Here is a 23,664-nt window from a genome sequence, read left to right on the forward strand (position 1 = left end):
GGCTAAAACACTCAAACAGCTATACAAACTATAAACCGCATTACTATAGTTGCCACAGCAAAAATCGCCCTGACGGCAATATAATCCGTTAGGGTAACAACATGTTGCTGGTCACTGGGATATCATGCGCTGAGTCTGATTCTGCGCACTCGAGGCTTCCCACGACTTTGGCTATTTAAATAATCAGTTTATTATATGTATCCAAACCTAAACATTAGGTAAACCATGCAAAACCGTTTGACTATTAAGGACATTGCTCGCATGAGTGGAGTTGGAAAATCCACGGTTTCGCGGGTACTCAATAATGAAGGCAGTGTCAGCCCACAGACGCGTGAGCGAGTCGAGGCGGTTATTCGTCAGCAGGGTTTTACGCCGTCTAAATCTGCCCGAGCCATGCGGGGACAGAGCGACAAAGTGGTGGGGATAATTGTCTCCCGCCTGGATTCTCCGTCCGAAAATCAAGCAGTGCGCACCATGTTGCCGCTGTTTTATCAGCAAGGTTACGACCCGATTCTGATGGAGAGTCAATTTGATCCCGCCCTCGTCACTGAGCATCTGCATATGCTGCAACAGCGTAATGTGGATGGCGTGATTCTGTTTGGTTTCACCGGGTTAACCGCCGAAATGCTCTCTCCGTGGCAGGAAAAAATGGTGGTGTTAGCGCGGGAATATGAGGGTTTTTCTTCAGTTTGTTATGACGATGAAGGGGCGGTGCGCTTGTTGATGGATAAGCTGCGTCAGGCTGGGCATCGTCATATTAGCTATATCGGTGTGCAGCCAACCGATGCCACTACCGGTCTGCTTCGTCACCAATCTTATCTTAATTACAGCCAGCAACATGGCTTGATACCCACAGTCGCGCTAGGTGAATTGAGTTATCAGAGCGGGTTCCAGTTAGCGCCGCAAGTGATAAAGCCAGATACCTCGGCGTTAGTCTGTGCCTCTGACACCATCGCTATGGGGGTGAGTAAGTACTTGCAGCAGCAAGGGCAGCAACATATTCAGGTTTGCGGCATCGGTAATACACCCCTGTTGCACTTTTTATTCCCCAATAGCCTGTCTGTCGAGCTAGGTTATGGCAGCGCCGGGGTAAAAGCCGCGCAGCAATTACTGGATCAACTCAATAATAATCAAAAAATTCAACAAATTATCATTCCCGGCCAACTTGCTTGATACCTCTGTTCTCCGCCTGATGTTGCTGACCCTCCCATCCTGAGTGGTGGGGGCGGCTGGTGGTAGTGCAACCCTGAACTTTAGATGAAAAATTGTACAAAAAATTGTCAAATTGTGATCTTCAACTCAAGTTGGGAACGTTCCCATTCCATAAAAATAAATACATAGCTAATCTTTAATGAGCCGAATATTTAATCGGCCATTATTTTTAATTTGTTTTTATTTAAGCCAGAACAGATAGATTTCAGAAAAAATCTTACAACTCAGCATGCTACTCCACCTTTACGAAAGGTACGTTGAAATGAGCAAAGTAAAACAACAAGACATCGATCAGTTGATCGTATTGGTGGGGGGCAGAGAGAACATTGCCACCGTCAGTCACTGTATTACCCGGTTACGTTTTGTGTTAAATGACCCGTCGAAAGCTTCTCCTAAAGAGCTTGAAAAGCTATCGATGGTCAAAGGTTGCTTTACCAATGCCGGGCAATTTCAAGTCGTTATCGGGCCAGAAGTCGATGATTACTACCAAGCATTGATTGCCAAAATTGGCTTGAATGAAGTGGATAAAGAACAGACCAAACTGGCGGCACGGCAGAACATGACGTGGTTTGAGCGCGGAATTTCTCACTTTGCCGAGATCTTCTTCCCACTGTTACCGGCGCTGATTAGTGGCGGCTTGATCCTCGGCTTCCGCAATGTGATCGGCGACATTCCCATGTCTGATGGCAAAACGCTGGCGCAGATGTATCCGGCGTGGAAGACCATTTACGACTTCCTCTGGTTACTGGGCGAAGCCATCTTCTTCTACCTACCTGTCGCGATTTGCTGGTCGACAGTGAAGAAAATGGGTGGCACACCCGTGTTGGGGATTGTGCTGGGTATCACCTTGGTTTCACCTCAGTTAATGAACTCCTATCTGCTAGGGCAACAAATTCCAGAGGTATGGAATTTTGGCTGGTTCACCATTGAAAAGGTGGGTTATCAGGCACAGGTTATCCCCTCGATTCTGGCGGGCTTAGCACTGGGCTGGATTGAAACCAATCTGAAAAAAATTATTCCCGCTTACCTTTATCTGGTGGTAGTGCCGGTGGTTTCTCTGCTACTGGCGGTGTTCCTTGCCCATACACTGATTGGGCCATTTGGCCGTATGATTGGTGATGGCGTGGCATGGGGCGTGAAAGCGGTGATGACCGGCAGTTTCGCACCTATTGGGGCGGCACTGTTTGGCTTCCTGTATGCGCCATTAGTCATTACCGGGGTGCATCAAACCACGCTGGCCATTGATATGCAGATGATTCAGAGCATGGGCGGTACACCGGTTTGGCCATTGATTGCCTTGTCGAATATCGCGCAGGCTTCTGCGGTACTGGGCATTATCATTATCAGTCGTAAGGTCAATGAGCGCGAAATCTCTGTTCCGGCGGCCATTTCGGCCTATCTCGGTGTGACAGAGCCCGCCATGTACGGTATCAATTTGAAATACCGCTTCCCAATGTTGTGCGCCATGATTGGTTCTGCCCTGGCTGGCCTGATTTGCGGGCTAACAGGTGTGATGGCGAACGGGATTGGCGTGGGTGGTTTACCGGGTATTTTATCCATTAAACCGCAATTCTGGGCAATTTATGCTTTGGCGATGCTGGTGGCGATTGTGGTGCCGCTGGTGCTGACCATCTTGGTTTATAAACGTAAAGATAGCCGCGGCGAATTGCCGGTCTAAGTCATGAACCTCCGCCAGTGGTCATTACCTGGCGGAGTGATTGTTAATTCTTTCGGTTTTTCTACAAATAAGAGTCTGTTATGAATAATCCTATCCCCTGGTGGCAAAACGGCGTCATTTATCAAATTTACCCGAAGAGTTTTCAGGACAGTACCGGCAATGGTTTCGGTGATCTGGCAGGTGTGACGCAACGGTTGGATTATCTGCAAAAGCTGGGTATTGATGCCATTTGGCTGACACCGGTTTATGTCTCGCCGCAAGTGGATAACGGTTATGACGTTGCGGATTACTGCGCTATTGACCCAGCGTACGGTACTTTGGATGATTTTAAACATCTGGTCGCGCAAGCCCATCAACGTGGTATCCGTATCGTGATGGATATGGTGTTTAACCACACTTCCACTGAACATGCCTGGTTTAAAGCAGCACAAGACCGCAACAGCCCCTATCGTCAGTTTTATATTTGGCGTGATGGTGAGGGCGATAATTTACCGAATAACTGGCGCTCAAAATTTGGTGGTAATGCCTGGCAATGGCACGCTGCCAGTGGTCAGTATTATCTGCATTTATTCGCCACCGAGCAGGCTGACCTCAATTGGGAGCATCAGCCGGTACGCGATGAACTGAAAAAAGTGTGTGAATTTTGGGCTGATATCGGTGTAGATGGCTTGCGGTTAGACGTCATCAATCTGGTGTCTAAACAGCAAGATTTCCCGGACGATTTTGACGGTGATGGCCGCCGTTTTTATACTGATGGCCCACGTATCCACGAATTTTTGCAAGAAATGAGCCGCGATGTGTTTCAGCCGCGCGGCCTGATGACCGTGGGCGAGATGTCCTCCACTCGCCTTGAGCATTGTCAGCGGTATGCCGCCTTAGGGGGTGATGAGCTGTCGATGACCTTTAATTTCCACCATTTGAAAGTGGACTATCTCAATGGCGAAAAATGGTCGTTGATGCCACCGGATCGTGTTGAGTTAAAACAGATTTTTAACCAGTGGCAGCAGGGCATGCATAACCGGGCATGGAATGCGTTGTTCTGGTGTAACCACGACCAGCCGCGCATTGTGTCGCGTTTTGGTGACGAAGGGGCGCTGCGCCTACCTGCGGCCAAGATGCTGGCGATGGTGCTGCATGGGATGCAGGGCACGCCCTATATTTATCAAGGCGAAGAGATTGGGATGACCAATCCAAACTTCAGCTCGATTGATCAATATCGTGATGTTGAAAGTTTGAATATGTTTGCTGAGTTAAGTGCTCAAGGGCGCGATTCTGACGAGTTACTGGCGATTTTAGCGACGAAATCCCGTGATAATGGCCGTACGCCAATGCAATGGGATCGCAGCCGTAATGCTGGATTTAGCCAAGGGACACCGTGGATAGAGCCTTGCAGTAATTATGCTGAGATTAACGTCGATGCCGCTCTGGCAGATGCTGACTCGGTGTTTTATGCCTATCAATATCTTATCGCCCTGCGCAAACAGCATGATGTGTTCACCTTTGGCGACTATCAGGATCTTTGCCCACAGCACCCTGATTTATGGTGCTATTTGCGCAGTTGGCAAGGCAAGCAGCTACTAGTGGTAGCGAATCTGAGTGCTCAACCGCAGCAATGGTCGCCAGAGGGGATTGAACTGGATGGTAACTGGCAATTGTTGATGAGTAGCTATGGCGAAAGTGCTTTCCAGCCACAAGAAATGACACTGCGGGCGTTTGAGGGGATTTATTGGGTTCGGGGTTAAATGTAGATTAACTGATTTATTTCAAATATATATTGGTACCCAGCTCAGTGCCTGTGTTAACGCAAAAGTTAATATTATCTTTTGCGTTAAGTTAACTTATGCGATAATTCGAACAGCATAAGGAGCATGCAATGTTCGAACTTTTATATCATCCAGAAGCTGTACAGGAAGTGGCGGATTTACCGGATATTCTACGAGGTAAAATGGCCAGGCTATTGGAACAGTTGGAGTGTCGGGGGAATGATTTGCGCTTTCCGCTGACTCGCCCAATCAGAAATGGATTATTTGAATTGCGGGCGTCTGGAACTGATATAGCACGGACGTTGTTTGTTTTTCAGCAAGGGAAGCAAATTTTTATCTTGCGGTGTTTTATCAAAAAGTCAGAAAAAACACCCCCAAAAGAGATTATGCTGGCCTTACAACGATTGGAGGATTTAACTGATGCCTAAAGTCACTGCAGTGAGCCACACTGAGGTCAAAAAACGTCTGTTAAATACGTCAGAGGCCATTGCCGCCTATGAAGAAGCGGCTGATGAATATGCGCTGCTTGAGCAGTTAACTGAATGGCGTACCAAGGCGGGCCTCACGAAAGCGGATGTTGCTCAACGTATGGGGGTTAAACCTCCGGCGATAAATCGCCTTGAGAACAATATCACCAAAGCTTCATGGCAAACCTTAAGGCGCTATGCCGCAGCTTGTGGTGTCTCGTTGGCGATTATTGCGCGTTCATAATTCAGTAACTTAATGAATATTGTGGAATTTTGTGGGCTTTCAAGTAATTACAGCACGAGAAAGTGTGAGCCCCCCAAATCACGCCCCTAGTTTTAGTGGCGGTAATTGAGAAAAAATACTAACCAGACCTTCACCCCAACCTTTGCGGATCATCATAAAATAGGGGTGATCTTCGGTGATCCGATACTGTTGTTCGGTGCTAAAACTGTCGAGTGGGTAGATCATCACATCCAGTGGCAACCCCACCGACAAATTACTGCGCAAGGTTGAATCCATCGAGATCAACGCGCACTGCATTGCTTGCTCCAGAGGGGTATCATAGCCCAACACGCGATCAATAATCGGCTTGCCGTACTTACTTTCGCCAATCTGAAAATAGGGCGTATCCTGCGTGGCCTCAATAAAATTACCTTGCGGATAAATATGAAATAGCCGCAGTCCTTCGCCTTTAATTTGCCCACCTAACAGTAAGTTACAGTTGAAATCTGTCCCGCCGCTGTTTTGTTGTGCGCCACTGTCCCGGTTAATCACCTCCCTCACTGTTTCGCCCAGTAATGTGGCGGCTTCGTACATTGAATGCACGTTCATCAGGTTGGTTTGTTCCGAGTCCAGACAGCGGCGTTGCAGCAAACTGACAATACTCTGCGTGGTAGCCAGATTACCCGCACTTTGCACCACCAGCGTTCGTTCGCCATCTTGCTGAAAGAGATGCAATTTTCGGAAGGTGGAAATATGATCCACTCCGGCATTGGTGCGGGAATCTGAAGCAAACACTAGCCCGGACGACAGCCGCATGGCCACACAGTAGGTCATAATACATACCCTTATCTATTAGGTTGTTCGTCGTCAGTAGCACGTTTATTGCGACATATCTTGTCGCGGATTGGATAACATATGCACAGCAGCAATGGTTTGCATATCTTCATAACCACCGCCACGGCGAATACCGCGCACCGGACAGGCATCCAGATAATCGATACCCACCGCCAGTTTCAGATGCTGATTCGGTTTACAGGTATTATTGGTGACATCAAAACTCTGCCAATGCCCATTCAGCCACACTTCCGCCCAAGCATGGGTCGCCACATGACTAGAGGATTCTGTATAAAGATAGCCGCTAACATAGCGCGCCGGAATATTTAAACTTCGGCAACAGGCAAGAAAGACGTGGGTATGGTCCTGACAGACCCCTTGTTCAGCAGCAAAAGCCTGAGCTGCGCTGTCTTGCACTGTTGTCGTGCCTGGGCTATAGGGCATTTTAGCCAGTAACTCCCCCATCATTTGGGTCAGACAATCTAACTGGGCCTCTGCGCTGGTGACACCCTGACAATAGCCCGCGGCAAATTGGCGGATGGCCGAATCGGGTTGAGTCAGTGGGCTATGGCGCAAAAAGACCAGTGGGGAGAGATGGTCGCCGCTGTCATCCTCAACATTGTCTTCAATGTCTACCACGCCCTGAGCTTGAATGGTTATGGCCTGATGCGGCTTATCCAATGTCAGCACATGCAGTACATTGCCGAAAGCGTCCGTGGTGCAAATTGCGTCTTCCGGCAAGGTTAATTGCCAAGACAAAATGCGCTGATGAGCGGAATCCTGCGGGGTCAGACGCAAATACTGAGTGCTGTGCTGCACCAACTGGGCATAAGTGTAATGGGTACTGTGATCGACATTCAGTCTCATTGGACCTCCAAATAGGTTTGACGAATGCTGTCAGCGATAGCATTTATCTTGCCTAAAAAATCCATCAGATAGACGTGCAGGCCATCGGCCATGACATCGGTGATGCTGCTAAAACGTAACTCGGCCAGCAAAATACTGACTAAGCGCCGAGGCTGATTGCTACGATTGCCACCAATCAATGCCAATTGCTGCTCCATATCATTGATGCAGGCCAGCAGAGATCGTGGGATTTCATTGCGTAAAATCAGTAGCTCAGCAATGGCTTCCCGGCTCAGTTGTTGCTTATACAAACTGTGATAAGCCTCACGGGCACTGACGGCCCGCAACAAGGTGTCCATCCGGTAATATTCGCGTACCGGATCATCGTCACTATCCAGCAACTGATTTTTCACATCCAACAGACGGGCGGTACTGTCAGCTCGCTCAATCAAGGTGCCCAGGCGAATAAAATAGAGCGCATCACTGCGCAGTAAGGTGCCATACACCGCACCACGAAACAGATGTGAGCGCTCCTTAACCCAGTCAAAAAAGGCATCAATTCCGGCGGCGCTGATTCCTTGACGGCGCAACTGTTTCATCTCAATCCACGTGGCGTTAATGCTTTCCCACACCTCTGACGACAAACTGCCCCGCACCGCATGAGCGTTATTCCACGCCATCTGTAAGCAACTGAAAATACTGCTGGGATTGTTGCTATCGAGCACGAAAAAGTTCAGCAGGTGGGTCATGGAGACCTGCGGATAATGCTCGGCAAACAGCGCCTGAGTATTGCTCAAGCTAAGCGGCACCAGTAAATCAAAATTCACGCGATTGCTGGTGGGCATCATTGACAGGCGGTTGGTGACATCCAGTACCCGGGTAATGTTCTCTGCCCGCTCGAGATAACGGGCCATCCAATAAAGCTCACTGGCTGTTCGGCTTAGCATGCATCATCCTCCAATACCCAGGTATCCTTGGTTCCGCCGCCTTGTGAGGAGTTAACCACCAGCGAACCTTCGGCTAGTGCCACGCGAGTCAGTCCGCCGGGAACCAAGCGAATTTCTGCACCAGACAGAGCAAAAGGACGTAAATCAATGTGGCGCGGAGCCAGCCCGCTGTGAACAAAGGTGGGGCAGGTCGAGAGCGCGAGAGTCTCTTGTGCAATGTAGTTTTGTGGCCGAGCCAGTAACAATTGGCGGAATTGGGCAATTTCAGCTTGTGTCGCCGCCGGGCCAATCAACATGCCATAGCCGCCAGCACCATGGACTTCTTTGACGACCATTTTTTCAAGATTGGCTAATACATAGGAAAGATCAGCGGGTTGACGGCATTGCCAAGTGGGAACATTTGCCAGAATAGGTTCTTCGGCAAGATAAAAACGAATCATCTCCGGTACATAAGGATAGATAGATTTATCATCTGCAACACCGGTACCAATAGCATTGGCTAATACCACTCCACCGGCCCGATAGACCGATAACAATCCGGGAACCCCTAGCATCGAATCAGGGCGGAAGGCCAGTGGATCAAGGAAGGCATCGTCGACTCGCCGATAGATAACATCAATCTTACAAGGGCCAGCGGTGGTACGCATAAACACCGCCCCTTCTTTGACGAACAGATCGGCACTTTCGACCAGTTCGACGCCCATCTGTTGCGCCAGAAAACTGTGTTCAAAGTAAGCGCTGTTAAAGCGCCCGGGAGTCAATACCACCACGGTAGGTGAGTTTACTGGCGTGCTTTCACGCAGGGTTTGCAACAGATGAGAAGGGTAGCGCTCGACTGGAGCGATGCGCTGTTCGGCGAACAGTTCCGGGTAGAGCCGCATCATCATTTTGCGGTTTTCCAGCATATATGAGACGCCGGATGGGGTGCGCAGGTTATCCTCCAACACGTAATAGAGGCCATCACTATTACGCACCATATCCACGCCAATAATATGTGCATAGATGTCGCGGTGCAGATTTACTCCCTGCATGCAGGGCTGATATTGGTCATTAGCCAACACTTGTTCAGCCGGAATAATGCCCGCTTTGAGAATATGCTGTTCGTGGTAAATATCATGTAGAAAAGCATTGAGCGCCTGAACACGTTGGCGAATGCCACGGTCAAGCATTTGCCATTCGCTGGCGGGAATAATGCGCGGCACACTGTCGAACGGGATGAGCCGCTCTGCGCCGTCATCGTCACCATACACGTTAAAGGTAATGCCCACCCGGTGAAACAGCAGCGCAGCTTCTTCGCGTTTGCGCGCAATGGTGAGCTGATCGGCCTGTTGTAACCATTGCCAGTAAGCATCGTAATGGCCTCGGTGTTTCCCCTCAGCCAGTAACATTTCATCGAAAAATCTGGATACGGAAAGGTCGATGTTCAGCATTCTCACCTCGCTAACAGAACAGGCTGTATTCGGGATCACGCATAAACTGTGCCAGCTCGTAAAACAGGCAAAATAAGAGGAATTAGAGCGATTTCAGCACTATTAGGGTGCAAGTAGTGAGCAGGGTGCTTTATTACTGAGCAGGAAATTGCCACATACTGATCATTATGATCTGCAATAGCGCATTGAGAAAGGTAGAGCGGAAATATTAGCTAATGGCTGATAATCAGATTACCAGCCTTGTAACATCAGAATTAACGACGCACTGCGATAGCTTCTATCTCGATTTTGACATCTTTTGGCAGACGAGCAACTTCAACACATGAGCGCGCAGGGAATGGCGCATTGTGTTCAGTGAAGAAAGCTTCGTAAGTGGCATTAACTGTACTGAAATCATTCAGATCTTTAACGAATACCGTGGTTTTCACGATGTCGGCAACTTTCAGGCCTGCCGCTTCGACGATCGCTTTCACGTTTTCCAGTGACTGACGCGCCTGAGCTGAAACGTCATCTGCAACCAGACCGGTTTTTGGATCAACCGGGATCTGACCGGAAGTGATGATCATGCTGCCCAGATCGACACCTTGAACATAAGGGCCAATAGCGGCAGGGGCGAGCTCAGTGCTGATAATGCGTGACATGTAGACTCCTGATTTACGGGTAATGGTAGGGGGTAAGAATTATCTCCACCATTATAAAGATGAGGGGGATTACGGCAACCCACTCAGACTAAGTTTGCTTATAGCCCGTAACTGTAAATATTTACGGGCAGCAGTATTCATCTGAGTTGCGGATTAATCCACTGGTAACGTTAATCGGCTTGTAGCACGACCTGATGGTCGAACTCTTTCTCGCAATATTTACATTTAAGGTAGATATCACCCTGCTTAGCGGTCACTTTGAAGCTGGAATCCACCGGCTCATTGTGGCTAATACAGTTGCTGTTAGGGCAGGTGAGTACCGCGTCAATATGCTCTGGCAGGCTAAGTGTTAGCTTCTTTACCACTTCGTAGTTGTCGATGCGGTTAACGGTTGCATCCGGTGCATACATGGCCAATTGGTTGGCTTGTTGTTCGGTCAGGAAGGTATTTTCTATTTTAATCAGATCCTTACGACCTGAGCGTTTTGACGGCAGATTCAGCCCGATAGTAATGCGCTGGTCAGTCGCGGTCAATTTGAACAGCGACAACAATTTGAACCCGATTTGTGCCGGAATATGGTCAATCACGGTGCCGCATTTAATCGCTTCAACCTGTAGTTTATAATCCTGAGTCATATTCAATCCCCCCTTAAAGAGCCAATTCTTGGTTTAATACCAGTGCCAGCAGTGCCTGACGAGCAAAAATCCCATTACCAGCCTGTTGGAAATAGTAGGCATAAGGGGTTTTGTCGACATCAGTGGTGATTTCATCAATACGTGGCAGTGGGTGCAGCACTTTGAGATTATCCCGTGCGCCATTCAAGTCTGCGGCGCGTAGGACAAACTGCGCTTTGACGTTGGCGTACTCTGATGGGTCAAGGCGCTCTTTCTGTACGCGGGTCATGTAGAGAATGTCTAATTCTGGCACCACTTCTTCAATGCTTTCGTGCAGGCTGTATTCGATGCCTTTTTCTTCCAGCATTTGTAGGATATAAGCAGGCATTGCCAAGGCATCTGGGGCGATAAAGAAGAAGCGGTTGCCGTTGAATTTTGCCAGCGCTTGCGTCAATGAGTGCACCGTGCGGCCATATTTTAGGTCACCGACCATGGCGATATTGATGTTATCCAGTCGCCCTTGGGTTTCCTGAATGGTGAATAAATCGAGCAGAGTTTGGGTCGGATGTTGGTTGGCACCATCACCGGCATTCACGACTGGGACATTACCGGAGAACTGGGCGGCCAGACGAGAAGCGCCTTCTTGTGGGTGGCGCATGACGATGGCATCAACATAGGTGCTGATCACTGACATGGTATCTGCCAGTGTTTCGCCTTTTTTCCCAAGCGAGGTATTGCTGCTGTCCGAAAAACCCACGACCGAGGCGCCCAAGCGGTGAATGGAAGTTTCAAATGACAAACGGGTGCGGGTTGAGGCTTCGAAAAAGCAACTGGCGATCACTTTATGTTTCAACAACTCAGGCTGCGGATGGCTTTTTAGGCTGGCGGCAGTGCGCAGTACCAGTTCCAGTTCCTCGCGACATAAGTCGTTAATTGAGATGATGTGCTTGTGATACAACGGGTTGGCCATTTTCGCTCTCCTCTGTGGTTACCCGTGGTATCGGGCTACCTTAATTTTTAATCAGTTGTCATGGTGTTGAATTGGGTGCCAATCAGCAGACAAAAAAAAGCCCCTCAATGAGGGGCCTTACAGGATCGGTTTAGCAACGGGAGAAAGAACGGCAGCTGGCTGCCTGCTGGCAGGCAATTTTGTCGACCATAGATAGGGTCATTTTCAACAAAACGCGCTTGGCTTTTCATCATATCTCCCGGCAAATTGTGGCGAATTATACTCGCGTGTGATTTCTCCGCAAGAGGGGAAAGCCGCATTTTTTATGATGAGTAAACGATTACTTAATCTGTTTTGATTTTAAATATATTTTATTAGGGTGGGGAGAGGGTTGGAGACCGGATATTGGATCAGGTTGCGGTTGATATTTAACCGGTGGCTAGTCTAATAGCAGCTGAAATCTGAACTAACTTCGCCCATCATAGATTATGTGAATGGAGAACCTTAATCCTCATCAAACCCTGAATTAAACAACTCAATAACTGCAGTCAGTGCTTGAATCTCATCAGGCCCAGTGGCCTCCACCTCAATCTGGCGACCTTTGGCGGAGTCGAGCATCAGCAGTGCAATCACACTGCTGGCTTCGGCTTCGGTACCACTGTCATTGCGTAACATCACTTCAGCATCAAAACTCTGCACCAGCTCGAACAATTTCATAGCGGGTCTGGCGTGCATCCCCAACTTGTTTTTGATCTCAACGGTCTGTTTGACGGTCATTATTTACGCTTTTCCAGAGTACGATGACGTGATTGGACATTCTTGCCGCGGGCGCGGAAATAATCGGCCAATTGTTCAGCAACATAGACTGAGCGGTGTTTACCACCGGTACAACCAATAGCCACCGTCAGATAACTGCGGTTGTTGGTTTCCAGCATCGGCAGCCACAGTTCCAGATAGCTGCGAGTCTGATAAACAAAGTTATGCACTTCAGTATGGCGATCAAGGAAGGAGATAACCGGCTTATCCAAGCCTGTCATTGGGCGTAATTTCGGGTCCCAATGTGGGTTTGGCAAGAAGCGCACGTCAAAGACATAATCCGCATCAATAGGAATGCCATGTTTAAAGCCAAAGGATTCAAACACCATTGTCAGCTCACGCTCGCGTTTGCCCAACAGGCGGGTACGCAGCATTTCTGCCAACTCATGGACTGACATTTCCGAGGTATCAATGATCAAATCAGCCCGTGAGCGCAACGGCTCTAGCAAGGCGCTCTCTTCATCAATAGCACTTTCTAATGATAGGTTTTTGGTCGACAGCGGGTGCAGACGACGGGTATCACTGTAGCGACGAATCAGGGTATTGCGATCAGCATCCAAAAACAGCAGCTGCGGTGAGAAGCTCTCAGGCAGTTGAGTCATGGCATGTTCAAATACCTCAGGAGATTCAGGCATATTGCGCACGTCAATGCTCACTGCGGCGGAGATATTCCTCTCGGCAAGTGTACTCGCCAATTGCGGCAGCAGAACCACAGGCAAGTTATCGACACAATAAAAGCCCATATCTTCCAATGCGCGCAAAGCAACAGACTTCCCTGAACCGGAACGGCCGCTGACAATCATCAGCACCATGTTAGTGACTCCCCTTGGTATCTTATGTGCCCTGCGTACTTGAAGCCGCAGGGGTGTTAGCTACGCTCTTTCACCCGAATCACTTACTTGAGTAAGCTCATCGGGACTCATTTGCTTGCTGCCTACCCGCGACTCCAATTACTTTGGGCAATATCCTGCGTACTTGAAGTGCAGGGGTGTTAGCTACGCTCTTTCACCCGAATCACTTACTTGAGTAAGCTCATCGGGACTCATTTGCTTGCTGCCTACCCGCGACTCCAATTACTTTGGGCAATATCCTGCGTACTTGAAGTGCAGGGGTGTTAGCTACGCTCTTTCACCCGAATCACTTACTTGAGTAAGCTCATCGGGACTCATTTGCTTGCTGCCTACCTGCGACTCCAATTACTTTGGGTAATATCCTGCGTACTTGAAGTGCAGGGGTGTTAGCTACGCTCTTTCACCCGAATCACTTACTTGAGTAAGCTCATCGGGACTCATTTGCTTGCTGCCTACCTGCGACTCTAATTACTTTGGGCAATATCCTGCGTTCTTGAAGTGCAGGGTGTTTCGCACGATTACGCCGTCTCTGGCGGTAATTCAGTAATTATCTGATAAAGCTCTTCATCACTTTGTGCTGCCCGTAGACGACGACACACTGTTTTATCAGCTAATCGCTTGGCTACTAAAGACAAAGTGTGTAAGTGAGTTTTACATTGATCTGCTGGAACCAACAAGGCAAATAATAGGTCAACCGGTTGGTTATCAATCGCATCGAAAGCGATGGGTTGTTCCAAACGGATAAATACACCCACGGCACGCAGGGTGTCTTCTTCCAACTTGCCATGAGGTATCGCGATACCACTACCAATGCCAGTGCTGCCCATACGTTCGCGGGTTAATACAGCATCGAAAACGATCTGTGACGGCAGGTTAAGCTGTTTGGCAGCTAACTCGCTGATAATTTCCAAAGCCCGTTTTTTACTTGAGCAATGTACGGAGCTTTTGGTGCACTCGATATTTAATACCGAGCTTAATTGCAATGCTGGATCGTTGATCATCTCATCTTTCACTTAAGCGCTGTTTTAGACCTGATACCAGCGGGGAAATTTTCTCTCCACCGCTGGAACAGATTATGTAGCGAGTGTAGAACCTTTATCGGTTAATGTTGCTTCAATTTATCTTTATGCTTGTTCAACTGGCGGGCCAGTTTATCAACCAGAATATCAATTGCGGCGTACATATCCTCCTGCTCTGAGCTTGCATGCAACTCGCCCCCATTCACATGTACCGTGGCTTCTGCAATTTGTTTTACTTTTTCGACACTTAAAACCACATACACCTGGTTAATTCGATCAAAATATTGCTCAAGTTTGGCAAATTTAGTGGTAACAAACTCGCGTAATGCTTCGGTTATTTCGACATGATGTCCGGTAATATTGAGCTGCATAGTGTCTTCCTTCTCAGTTCAGGTCAAACCAACTGTTTACGTTGATTTGACGGCGGGATGGATAACGACTCTCGGTACTTCGCGACAGTTCGGCGCGCCACCATAATGCCTTGTTCACATAATAGTGTGGTCAGCTTGCTGTCACTCAGTGGTTTGGCAGGGTTTTCTGCCGCAACCAATTTTTTCACCAGCGCACGAATCGCGGTAGAAGAAGCTTCACCTCCGCTATCTGTATTGACGTGGCTGGAGAAGAAATATTTCAGCTCGAAAATACCCCGAGGACTATGCAGGAACTTCTGCGTGGTCACGCGGGATATTGTCGATTCATGCATATCCACGGCCTGAGCAATGTCAGCCAGTACCATGGGTTTCATAAATTCAGGCCCATTCTCAAAGAACGCCACTTGCTGTTCAACAATGCAACGCGCCACTTTCAGCAACGTTTCATTGCGGCTTTCAAGACTTTTTATCAACCATTTTGCTTCTTGCAGATTGCTGCGGATAAACTGCCCGTCGCTATCATTGCGGGTATTGTTACCCATCGCTGCATATTGCTGGTTAATTTTCAGGCGTGGAATGCTATCGGCATTCAGCTCGACCGTCCAGTGCCCTTTGTCTTTACGTACCAGAACATCTGGAATGACGTACTCCGACTCCCCAGTATTGATAGATTGGCCTGGGCGCGGATCCAGCGACTGAATCAGGGCGATGGCTTCTTTAAGTGTATCTTCTTTTAGCCGACTTAAGCGGATCATCGTGCGGAAATCGTGGTTACCCAGCAAGTCCAGATAATCGCTAATAACCAAGCGCGCTTCGGCAAGATAGGGGGTGTCTTTCGCATATTGCGATAACTGCACCAATAAGCATTCGCGCAGATTGCGAGCCGCAACGCCAATAGGATCAAAGTGTTGTATCCGTTTAAGCACGGCCTCAACTTCATCCAACCCGACGTTTTCATCCCCCATACTTTCCAGAATGTCTTCCAGAGGAACGGTAAGATAACCGGTTTCATCAACGGCATCGACGATAGAGGTGGCGATCGCGGCATCGGTTTCTGAGAAGGGTGTCAAATCAACTTGCCACATCAGATAATCTTGCAGTGTTTGAGTGGTTTCACCCTGATAAACCGGTAGTTCATCATCACTGTAATCATTGCCCATGCCCGATGGGGTGCCTGCGGTGTAAATCTCATCCCAGGTGGCATCCAGCGGTAACTCTTCCGGCATATCTTTTTGTTCTAGCGCTTCGCGAGTGTCGAGCGATTCACTGTCTACGGTTTCTTTGGCATCAATCTCTTCATGAAGATCGGTTTGCTCAAGCAGGGGGTTACTCTCCAGCGCTAACTGAATCTCCTGCTGGAGCTCAAGCGTAGAAAGTTGCAACAGGCGAATAGCCTGTTGAAGCTGCGGAGTCATGGCCAGTTGTTGGCTAAACTTGAGTTGCAAACCTTGCTTCATAATACGGTATCAATTTTCCTTAATGGATGACGAAACGGCTTTCGAGTGAAGATTAGAGGCGGAATTCTTCACCCAGATAGACACGTTTAACTTGTTCGTCAGCCAAAATTTCCTGTGGTGTGCCGTGAGCAATTAAATGCCCTTGGCTTACAATATAAGCCCGCTCACAAACGTCCAATGTTTCACGTACGTTGTGGTCGGTAATCAGAACTCCAAGGCCGCTGTCACGCAGATGCTCAATAATTTTTTTGATATCAATAACAGAAATTGGGTCGACCCCGGCAAAAGGCTCATCCAGCAGAATAAATTTAGGATTTGCTGCCAGTGCGCGGGCAATTTCAACACGGCGGCGTTCACCACCAGAAAGCGATTGACCTAGACTGTCACGTAAATGAGTAATATGGAACTCTTCCATCAACTCATCAGCACGTTCTTGACGTTGTTCAGATGAGAGGTCTTTACGGATTTCCAGCACCGCCATCAGATTGTTAAATACACTCAGGCGGCGGAAGATGGAGGCTTCTTGCGGCAAATAGCCAATCCCACGCAGGGCGCGTTCATGTAGCGGCAAGAGGCTGATATCTTCGTCATCAATCACAATACGCCCGGCGTCACGCTGGACAATGCCGACGACCATGTAAAAAGTGGTGGTTTTACCCGCACCATTCGGCCCAAGCAGGCCGACAATCTCACCGGACTTTACTGTCAGGCTAACGTCTTCGACCACTTTACGGCCTTTGTACGCCTTAGCCAGTTTTTCTGCGATTAATGTTGCCATAAATGATTACTTACTCTTCTTTTGGCCTGAAGCTGCTGGCCCTTTGTCTTGTAATTGGGACGGTAATAGCACGGTAGTGACGCGATTGCCTTTGTTACTAAAGGCTTCCATCTGCTGTTTTTTCACCAGATAAGTGATGCGATCACCTTTGATATTGCTATCAAGCTGCTCCAGATAGGCGTCACCGGTCAATATGACTAAGTCATTAGCGACTTCGTAACGCAGTTTCTGCCCGTGGCCTTTGACCGGTTTGCCACTGTCTTGCATCTGATAAAAAGTCACCGGATTACCAAAACCTTCGATGACCATTTTGTTTTGATCACCGCCCGGACGAGTCACGACAACTTTATCAGCCTTAATCTCAATGGTGCCTTGCTTGATAACCACATTATCAGTAAATGTGACGGTATTCGCCGCCATATCTAACGCTTGTTTGACCGAATCGACTAGAACGGGTTGGTCCGAATCGCCGGTTAAAGCCAATGCAGGCAAGCTTGCGGCCAAAAGTGAGCTGGCAAGCAAAAAATGACGAATTTTATTTTTGGATTTCATAAGAGGTTTTAACCTTTTCAATCAGCTCGGCGGTCTTATCCCGCAAGTTCCCACGCATTTTCATGCCGTTAGATGTAAATCCAACACCAAAGAGGGTAACTTCATCGTCTGAGGATACATCCTGAGTGATCAAATTAACCTGGGCGTTATCGGTTCTAATTTTTTGTAACTGGGCATCTGGGGTCAGGCTATCAACCTCAACGTGACCATACAAATAAAGCATTTTATCATTGGTCAGCTTGGCGCGATCAGCTCGTACTGTCCAAGTGGCGACAGCATTCTCATCAAACATGGTCATGACCGGTCGGGTAAACCATGTCAGTTCCTGTGCCGCGAAGTTCTGAACCTCTTCTGCCACCAATTTATAACTGAGTTGCCCGACCGGATTAAAGACCACGGTCACAGTATGCTGGCTTTGTGAAGAGGGCTCAGTATCATCAACCACCGGTTGAGTGGCTTGCTGATTAAAGCCCGACATATTCCAGCCAATCAATGCTAATGCAATCAGTGCTAAGGATATCGTTATCCATAGTCTTGTTTTACTCATATCGACAATCCTTTGGCACCTTCGAGTTTACCTTGGGCCAATAATATCAAATCACATATCTCGCGTACTGCACCGCGTCCGCCATTGATATGCGTAACATAATGCGCCTTGGGAATGAGCAATGGATGGGCATCAGCTACTGCAACAGATAACCCCACTTGCGCCATGACGGGCCAATCAATCAGGTCATCGCCAATATAAGCCACTTGCTCAGGCTGGCATTTTAATGCTGTCAATAACTCGTTATAGGCGACCAGCTTATCAGATTGCCCTTGATAAAGGTGGGTAATGCCTAAGGTGTTGGCGCGGTCTTCCACTAATTTGGCACGGCGACCGGTAATAATGGCCACTTCAATACCTGAGGTTATCAGGCAGCGGATGCCATAGCCATCGCGCACGTTGAATGCTTTCAGCTCTTCGCCCTGATTACCCATGTAAATCAGACCATCAGACATCACACCATCAACATCACAAATCAGTAGGCGAATGTTTGTCGCGCGCTGCATGACGCTGTTAGCCACGGGTCCATAACAGGTGTCCAGATAAACGGTACTGCTCATAATTTACCCTTAATTAAACCACGCCAGCTCTCAGCATGTCGTGCATATGCACCACGCCCAGTAATTGATCACCATCGGCGACTAACACCGCGGTAATATGACGTGACTCCATCAGATTAAGTGCATCGACCGCCAACATGGTTGGACGAACCCGAATACCGCCACTGGTCATCACATCGGCAATTTTCGCATTATTCAAGTCCACACCCATATCAAATACCCGGCGTAAATCACCGTCGGTAAAGATACCTTTAATCATCATCAAGTCGTCACAGATTACGGTTAAACCCAGATTTTTCCGAGTAATCTCCAGTAATGCATCTCGTAACGAGGCATCGGGACTGACATGTGGGATATCAGCGCCAGTGTGCATAATATCGCTGATTCGTAGCAATAACTTGCGCCCCAGTGCGCCGCCGGGGTGGGAGAGCGCAAAATCTTCTTGAGTGAAGCCCCGCGCTTGTAACAGTGCCACGGCAAGAGCATCGCCCATCACCAGTGTGGCGGTGGTGCTGGTGGTTGGTGCCAAGCCCAGTGGGCATGCTTCTTGCGGTATTTTAATACATAAATGAATGTCGGCCGCTTTACCCATAGTGCTGTCTGGGTTGTTACTCATGCAGATCAACTGGATTTTCTGGCGCTTCAGTACCGGGATCAGCGCAAGAATTTCGTTAGATTCCCCCGAGTTGGAGATGGCTAACACAATATCTTGCGAGGTAATCATGCCGAGGTCACCATGACTGGCTTCGCCGGGGTGGACAAAGAATGACGGCGTGCCCGTGCTGGCAAAGGTCGCGGCAATTTTGCAGCCAATATGGCCTGATTTACCCATCCCCATCACCACAACTTTGCCGTGACAGTTAAATATTGCCTCACAAGCTTTGGCGAAATCGTCATTAATGTATTGATCGAGTTGTGCCAACCCTTCGCGCTCAATCTGTAATACTTGTTTACCCGCCTGCTGAAAATTCATTTTTGGCTGTGAATCTACATCTGACTGTGAATTAACGCCCGGCTGTAAATTAAAAGAGGACATACTTGGTTCCCGCTCAATGTTGGTAAACAACATGGGTTACGCTGCGCTTAAAGGCGCCCAAAATAGCACCGCGAGATACGCGATAAAGCCACATAATAACAGAGCGCCCGCCACATGACCGATTCTATGTTTACGCCCCAGACAAAGAACAGTGAATACCACACTGACACCCAGCATGACCCAATAGTCACGTTGGAAAGCTTCAGGATTGATATCCCCAGGGGATAGCAGTGCGGGAACGCCTAACACAATAACAATATTAAAAATATTCGAACCGATGATATTGCCGACCGCCATATCATCTTCCCCTTTCAGCGCACCGGCAATGAAAGTGGCCAGCTCTGGCAAACTGGTACCAATGGCGATTACTGTCAGCCCGATAACCAATTCACTGACGCCAGCGACTCGGGCAATAACCGTGGCATTGTCGATAATCATTTTGGCTGATAGAGGCAAAATAATAAATGCCAGCACCAGCCACAGTAACGCGACGGTATTATTGCTGTCCTGCGGTAATTCAGCCAGCTGTTCGCGGGTCAGAATGTCATTTCCCTCGGCATGGGCTAGTCGGGCAATTTTTAGCATCAGGATAATAAAAGCTGCCGCCGCCAGGAGCAAAATAACGCCATCCCCACGGCTGAGATGATTATCTGCCAGCAGAAAACCGCACAGTACCGTCACGACCAACATTAGGGGTAATTCGCGGCGTAAAATCTCAGAACGCACGGTGAGTGGCCGTATCAGGGCCGCACCACCAACAATCAATAACAGATTGGTAATATTGGAGCCCAGCACATTGCCAACCGCCATATCGGTTTGGTTATTCAACGCCGCAGTGACTGAAACAATCAGTTCCGGCAACGATGTGCCAATACCGACGATGGTCATCCCAATAATAAGTGGTGGAATACCGAAAGAACGGGATAACACGGCCGCGCCGTAAACTAATCGATCGGCACCGTACACCAATAAAACCAAGCCAATGATTAATAGTGTTATCGCAAGAAACATGCAGAGTCCTTTATTAGGTATAATCCCGATCCGTTGGTCAACATCACTGAAAACGCTTTACGCTCTTTTTTAGTTACACCCTAATTTTGACTGTGAGTGCCAGAAAAGTAAAACTTATGGCAACTTTGGCTACGAAAAAGCGTTAATAAGTTGCCAAAATACTTCCCAATTGCGCTCGTTACCGCTATTTGCTGTAGCATTGGCGGTTATATGAGTAAAAAAAGGCCTAAGGGACGAATGATAATGAACCAACTGGCGCCGAATTTAATAGAGATCCGTGGGATGAGTTTTACCCGTGGTGAGCGTCCGATATTCGCCGATATCAACATGACAGTCCCGCGTGGCAAAGTTACCGCGATTATGGGGCCATCGGGGATTGGTAAAACCACATTGTTGCGCCTGATTGGCGGGCAACTGACACCCGATGCCGGTGAAATCTGGTTCGATGGTGATAATATTCCAACGCTTTCGCGCCAGCGTTTGTATGATGTGCGCAAGAAAATGAGCATGCTGTTTCAATCTGGCGCGTTATTTACCGATTTAACTGTGTTTGAGAACGTGGCTTTTCCATTACGTGAGCATAGTCGCTTACCGGAGGAGTTGCTGCACAGCACGGTGATGATGAAGTTAGAAGCCGTTGGGCTACGTGGTGCGGCCAACTTGATGCCAGCCGAACTTTCCGGCGGTATGGCTCGTCGTGCGGCATTGGCGCGGGCAATTGCTCTTGATCCTGAATTGATTATGTTTGACGAGCCGTTTGTCGGTCAGGACCCTATCACCATGGGGGTCTTGGTCAAACTGATTGATGAGCTGAATCATGCACTGGGTGTCACCTGTGTGGTGGTATCCCATGATGTGCCTGAAGTACTCAGTATTGCTGATTATGCTTATATTGTTGCCGACCAACATGTTATTGCTGAAGGAACACCTGAGCAGTTGCAAGCCAACGATGATATGCGGGTACGTCAGTTCCTCGATGGTATTGCCGACGGGCCGGTGCCTTTCCGTTTCCCGGCCGGGGATTATAAAACTGAATTGTTAGACGCAAAGTGATGGAGTCTTCATGTTAGTACAGGCGTTAGCGTCTTTAGGGCGCAAGGGCATTAATGTCTGCGCATCCTTTGGTCGCGCAGGTTTAATGCTGTTTAATGCGCTGGTCGGGCGGCCTGAACCACGAAAACAATGGCCATTACTGCTCAAGCAGCTGTATAGCGTTGGGGTGCAATCCCTATTGATTATCGTGGTCTCTGGTCTGTTTATCGGCATGGTTCTGGGATTACAGGGCTTTTTGATTCTAACGACCTACAGTGCAGAAGCCAGCCTTGGCATGATGGTTTCTCTATCACTGCTGCGTGAGCTCGGGCCGGTTGTCACGGCGCTGTTATTTGCGGGGCGTGCCGGTTCAGCCCTGACGGCAGAGATTGGGCTGATGAAAGCCACTGAGCAGATTTCCAGTCTGGAGATGATGGCTATAGATCCTCTGCGGCGTGTGGTTGCGCCTCGGTTCTGGGCCGGTCTTATCAGCATGCCATTATTGACCGCTATTTTTGTCGCCGTGGGTATCTGGGGCGGTTCTGTGGTGGGTGTTGATTGGAAAGGAATTGATGGCGGCTTCTTCTGGTCAGCCATGCAAAGTGCCGTAGAGTGGCGCACAGATTTACTGAACTGCCTAATTAAGAGCTTGGTATTTGCTATTACCGTGACCTGGATTGCGCTGTTCAATGGTTATGATGCGATCCCAACATCTGAAGGGATTAGCCGGGCAACGACCCGTACTGTCGTGCATTCGTCACTGGCGGTATTGGGATTAGATTTTGTGCTGACAGCACTGATGTTTGGGAACTGAGTCGATGCAAACGAAGAAAAGTGAAGTCTGGGTAGGCGCGTTTATACTGATCGCTATTCTGGCAGTGGTATTCCTCTGCTTGAAAGTTGCGGATATTAAATCAGTGGGCAACCAGCCGACTTACCGGATTTATGCAAACTTTGACAATATTGGTGGCTTGAAAACCAATTCTCCGGTGAAAATTGGTGGTGTTGTGGTGGGCCGGGTGGCAGAAATAACCTTGGACACCCAAAATTACAGCCCACGAGTGGCAATAGATATTCAGCAACGTTATAACCATATTCCGGACACCAGTTCATTAGCGGTGCGCACTTCCGGCTTATTGGGTGAGCAGTTCCTGGCGTTGAATGTCGGTTTTGAAGATCCAGATATGGGCACCAGTATTTTAAAAGATGGTGGCGTGATTCAAGACACCAAATCTGCATTGGTTCTGGAAGACCTTATCGGCCAGTTCTTGTACAAAAGCGACGGTAATGGTAATTCTGATGCACCTGCGAGTGAACCTGCAGCACCAACGGTTGCGGCACCCGCACCGGCAGCAACGGGTAGCTTGCCTGCAACTCAACATCCTTAAGAGGGTATCGAATGTTTAAACGTTTACTTATGGTCGCGTTGCTGGTGGTTGCACCATTGGCAAATGCTGTCGATCAAACCAATCCATACCGTCTGATGGATGAAGCAGCGCAAAGAACATTTACGCGCCTGAAAACCGAACAGCCGAAAATTAAGCAGAATCCCGACTATTTACGCACTATCGTACGTGAAGAGCTGCTGCCGTTTGTCCAGATTAAGTATGCTGGGGCGCTGGTTCTGGGGAGCTACTACAAAGCGGCAACGCCTGCACAGCGCGAGGCGTATTTCAATGCATTCAGCCAATATCTGGAGCAAGCCTATGGTCAGGCATTGGCGTTGTACCACGGCCAAACTTATGACGTCGCACCAGACCAACCGCTGGGTGATGCCAATATTGTCGCTATTCGCGTCACTATCTTTGACCCGAATGGTCGCCCGCCAGTACGTTTGGATTTCCAATGGCGTAAGAACAGTCAAACGGGTGCATGGCAGGCCTATGACATGATTGCCGAAGGGGTCAGCATGATCAGCACCAAGCAGAATGAGTGGGCTTCTATCCTGCGTCAGAAAGGGGTTGATGGCTTAACTCAGCAACTGCTGATTGCTGCGAAACAGCCAATCACATTAGATAAACAGTAATGAT

The 23,664-nt window shown here is 48.6% G+C and carries 27 protein-coding genes; 9 read left to right on the forward strand and 18 right to left on the reverse strand.

The genetic code is table 11. The features are described from left to right. Positions 1 to 225: 225 nt before the first annotated feature. From treR to N0H69_RS05315, 5 genes are all read left to right on the forward strand, one after another. A complete protein-coding gene (gene treR, locus N0H69_RS05295) occupies positions 226 to 1,173 on the forward strand; it encodes a trehalose operon repressor TreR (protein ID WP_050123223.1) in 948 nt (315 codons plus the stop codon). A gap of 301 nt (positions 1,174 to 1,474) precedes the next feature. After that, entirely contained in the window at positions 1,475 to 2,890 is a 1,416-nt protein-coding gene (gene treB, locus N0H69_RS05300; RefSeq protein WP_050111170.1) for a PTS trehalose transporter subunit IIBC, read from the forward strand. Positions 2,891 to 2,970: 80 nt separating this feature from the next. After that, complete coding sequence (gene treC, locus N0H69_RS05305) at positions 2,971 to 4,632, forward strand: alpha,alpha-phosphotrehalase (RefSeq protein WP_050150530.1); 1,662 nt, start codon at positions 2,971 to 2,973, stop codon at positions 4,630 to 4,632. Positions 4,633 to 4,763: 131 nt separating this feature from the next. Further along, a complete protein-coding gene (locus N0H69_RS05310) occupies positions 4,764 to 5,081 on the forward strand; it encodes a type II toxin-antitoxin system RelE/ParE family toxin (RefSeq protein ID WP_050111174.1) in 318 nt (105 codons plus the stop codon). Beyond that, positions 5,074 to 5,364, forward strand: a complete 291-nt coding sequence (locus tag N0H69_RS05315) for a helix-turn-helix domain-containing protein (protein ID WP_050150533.1) — start codon at positions 5,074 to 5,076, stop codon at positions 5,362 to 5,364. The genes N0H69_RS05310 and N0H69_RS05315 overlap by 8 nt, the downstream gene beginning before the upstream one ends. Before the next feature lie 78 nt (positions 5,365 to 5,442). Here N0H69_RS05315 and N0H69_RS05320 read toward each other — a convergent pair whose 3' ends face one another. The 18 genes from N0H69_RS05320 to N0H69_RS05405 all read right to left on the reverse strand — a co-directional run bounded on the left by N0H69_RS05320 (position 5,443) and on the right by N0H69_RS05405 (position 20,602). Next, the gene (locus tag N0H69_RS05320) at positions 5,443 to 6,177 is read right to left on the reverse strand and encodes a proteasome-type protease (RefSeq protein ID WP_050111177.1); all 735 of its coding nucleotides are present in this window, start codon (positions 6,175 to 6,177) and stop codon (positions 5,443 to 5,445) included. A gap of 45 nt (positions 6,178 to 6,222) precedes the next feature. After that, on the reverse strand, positions 6,223 to 7,044 hold the full coding sequence (locus N0H69_RS05325; RefSeq protein WP_050111179.1) for a transglutaminase family protein: 822 nt from the start codon (positions 7,042 to 7,044) through the stop codon (positions 6,223 to 6,225). Continuing rightward, a complete protein-coding gene (locus tag N0H69_RS05330; protein WP_032911548.1) occupies positions 7,041 to 7,970 on the reverse strand; it encodes an alpha-E domain-containing protein in 930 nt (309 codons plus the stop codon). Before N0H69_RS05330 ends, N0H69_RS05325 begins: the two co-directional genes overlap by 4 nt. After that, entirely contained in the window at positions 7,964 to 9,400 is a 1,437-nt protein-coding gene (locus tag N0H69_RS05335) for a circularly permuted type 2 ATP-grasp protein (RefSeq protein ID WP_050111181.1), read from the reverse strand. Before N0H69_RS05335 ends, N0H69_RS05330 begins: the two co-directional genes overlap by 7 nt. 254 nt (positions 9,401 to 9,654) lie before the next feature. Continuing rightward, positions 9,655 to 10,041, reverse strand: a complete 387-nt coding sequence (gene ridA, locus N0H69_RS05340; protein ID WP_050100626.1) for a 2-iminobutanoate/2-iminopropanoate deaminase — start codon at positions 10,039 to 10,041, stop codon at positions 9,655 to 9,657. A gap of 170 nt (positions 10,042 to 10,211) precedes the next feature. After that, complete coding sequence (pyrI, locus tag N0H69_RS05345) at positions 10,212 to 10,676, reverse strand: aspartate carbamoyltransferase regulatory subunit (protein ID WP_004710945.1); 465 nt, start codon at positions 10,674 to 10,676, stop codon at positions 10,212 to 10,214. 13 nt (positions 10,677 to 10,689) lie between these two features. Next, complete coding sequence (gene pyrB, locus N0H69_RS05350) at positions 10,690 to 11,625, reverse strand: aspartate carbamoyltransferase (protein ID WP_004710944.1); 936 nt, start codon at positions 11,623 to 11,625, stop codon at positions 10,690 to 10,692. 483 nt (positions 11,626 to 12,108) lie between these two features. Further along, positions 12,109 to 12,381 carry a PTS phosphocarrier protein NPr gene (gene npr / locus N0H69_RS05355; RefSeq protein ID WP_032911546.1) on the reverse strand — a complete coding sequence of 91 codons (273 nt, stop codon included), beginning with the start codon at positions 12,379 to 12,381 and terminating at the stop codon, positions 12,109 to 12,111. Further along, the gene (gene rapZ / locus N0H69_RS05360; protein WP_050111184.1) at positions 12,381 to 13,232 is read right to left on the reverse strand and encodes an RNase adapter RapZ; all 852 of its coding nucleotides are present in this window, start codon (positions 13,230 to 13,232) and stop codon (positions 12,381 to 12,383) included. The genes npr and rapZ overlap by 1 nt, the downstream gene beginning before the upstream one ends. 557 nt (positions 13,233 to 13,789) lie before the next feature. Beyond that, entirely contained in the window at positions 13,790 to 14,272 is a 483-nt protein-coding gene (gene ptsN / locus N0H69_RS05365; RefSeq protein WP_050111004.1) for a PTS IIA-like nitrogen regulatory protein PtsN, read from the reverse strand. Between the two features lie 101 nt (positions 14,273 to 14,373). Further along, a complete protein-coding gene (gene hpf / locus N0H69_RS05370; protein ID WP_004392031.1) occupies positions 14,374 to 14,661 on the reverse strand; it encodes a ribosome hibernation promoting factor in 288 nt (95 codons plus the stop codon). Between the two features lie 23 nt (positions 14,662 to 14,684). Next, positions 14,685 to 16,118: an RNA polymerase factor sigma-54 gene (gene rpoN / locus N0H69_RS05375; protein ID WP_050111001.1), complete on the reverse strand. Its 1,434-nt coding sequence runs from the start codon at positions 16,116 to 16,118 to the stop codon at positions 14,685 to 14,687. Positions 16,119 to 16,170: 52 nt separating this feature from the next. Further along, on the reverse strand, positions 16,171 to 16,896 hold the full coding sequence (gene lptB / locus N0H69_RS05380; protein ID WP_004710935.1) for an LPS export ABC transporter ATP-binding protein: 726 nt from the start codon (positions 16,894 to 16,896) through the stop codon (positions 16,171 to 16,173). 6 nt (positions 16,897 to 16,902) lie between these two features. Next, entirely contained in the window at positions 16,903 to 17,448 is a 546-nt protein-coding gene (gene lptA / locus N0H69_RS05385) for a lipopolysaccharide ABC transporter substrate-binding protein LptA (protein ID WP_032817008.1), read from the reverse strand. After that, a complete protein-coding gene (gene lptC, locus N0H69_RS05390) occupies positions 17,432 to 17,995 on the reverse strand; it encodes an LPS export ABC transporter periplasmic protein LptC (protein ID WP_050111000.1) in 564 nt (187 codons plus the stop codon). The genes lptA and lptC overlap by 17 nt, the downstream gene beginning before the upstream one ends. Beyond that, a complete protein-coding gene (gene kdsC, locus N0H69_RS05395; RefSeq protein WP_050110999.1) occupies positions 17,992 to 18,555 on the reverse strand; it encodes a 3-deoxy-manno-octulosonate-8-phosphatase KdsC in 564 nt (187 codons plus the stop codon). Before kdsC ends, lptC begins: the two co-directional genes overlap by 4 nt. A gap of 13 nt (positions 18,556 to 18,568) precedes the next feature. Then, complete coding sequence (gene kdsD / locus N0H69_RS05400) at positions 18,569 to 19,591, reverse strand: arabinose-5-phosphate isomerase KdsD (protein WP_050123231.1); 1,023 nt, start codon at positions 19,589 to 19,591, stop codon at positions 18,569 to 18,571. Positions 19,592 to 19,627: 36 nt separating this feature from the next. Beyond that, on the reverse strand, positions 19,628 to 20,602 hold the full coding sequence (locus tag N0H69_RS05405) for a calcium/sodium antiporter (RefSeq protein ID WP_004710925.1): 975 nt from the start codon (positions 20,600 to 20,602) through the stop codon (positions 19,628 to 19,630). Between the two features lie 243 nt (positions 20,603 to 20,845). Between N0H69_RS05405 and mlaF the strand changes: the two genes are divergently transcribed. The 4 genes from mlaF to mlaC are packed head-to-tail and all read left to right on the forward strand — an operon-like array spanning position 20,846 to position 23,660. Then, positions 20,846 to 21,655: a phospholipid ABC transporter ATP-binding protein MlaF gene (gene mlaF / locus N0H69_RS05410; protein WP_050110997.1), complete on the forward strand. Its 810-nt coding sequence runs from the start codon at positions 20,846 to 20,848 to the stop codon at positions 21,653 to 21,655. Between the two features lie 10 nt (positions 21,656 to 21,665). Beyond that, positions 21,666 to 22,448 (forward strand): lipid asymmetry maintenance ABC transporter permease subunit MlaE, encoded by a 783-nt coding sequence (gene mlaE, locus N0H69_RS05415; RefSeq protein ID WP_032911543.1) that lies wholly within the window; start codon positions 21,666 to 21,668, stop codon positions 22,446 to 22,448. 4 nt (positions 22,449 to 22,452) lie between these two features. Further along, entirely contained in the window at positions 22,453 to 23,022 is a 570-nt protein-coding gene (gene mlaD, locus N0H69_RS05420; protein WP_050123233.1) for an outer membrane lipid asymmetry maintenance protein MlaD, read from the forward strand. 11 nt (positions 23,023 to 23,033) lie between these two features. Then, positions 23,034 to 23,660, forward strand: coding sequence for a phospholipid-binding protein MlaC (mlaC, locus tag N0H69_RS05425; RefSeq protein ID WP_050110995.1), 627 nt, complete (start codon positions 23,034 to 23,036; stop codon positions 23,658 to 23,660). Positions 23,661 to 23,664: the final 4 nt, after the last annotated feature.

The organism is Yersinia alsatica (genome assembly GCF_025133195.1).
Classification (GTDB): domain Bacteria; phylum Pseudomonadota; class Gammaproteobacteria; order Enterobacterales; family Enterobacteriaceae; genus Yersinia; species Yersinia alsatica.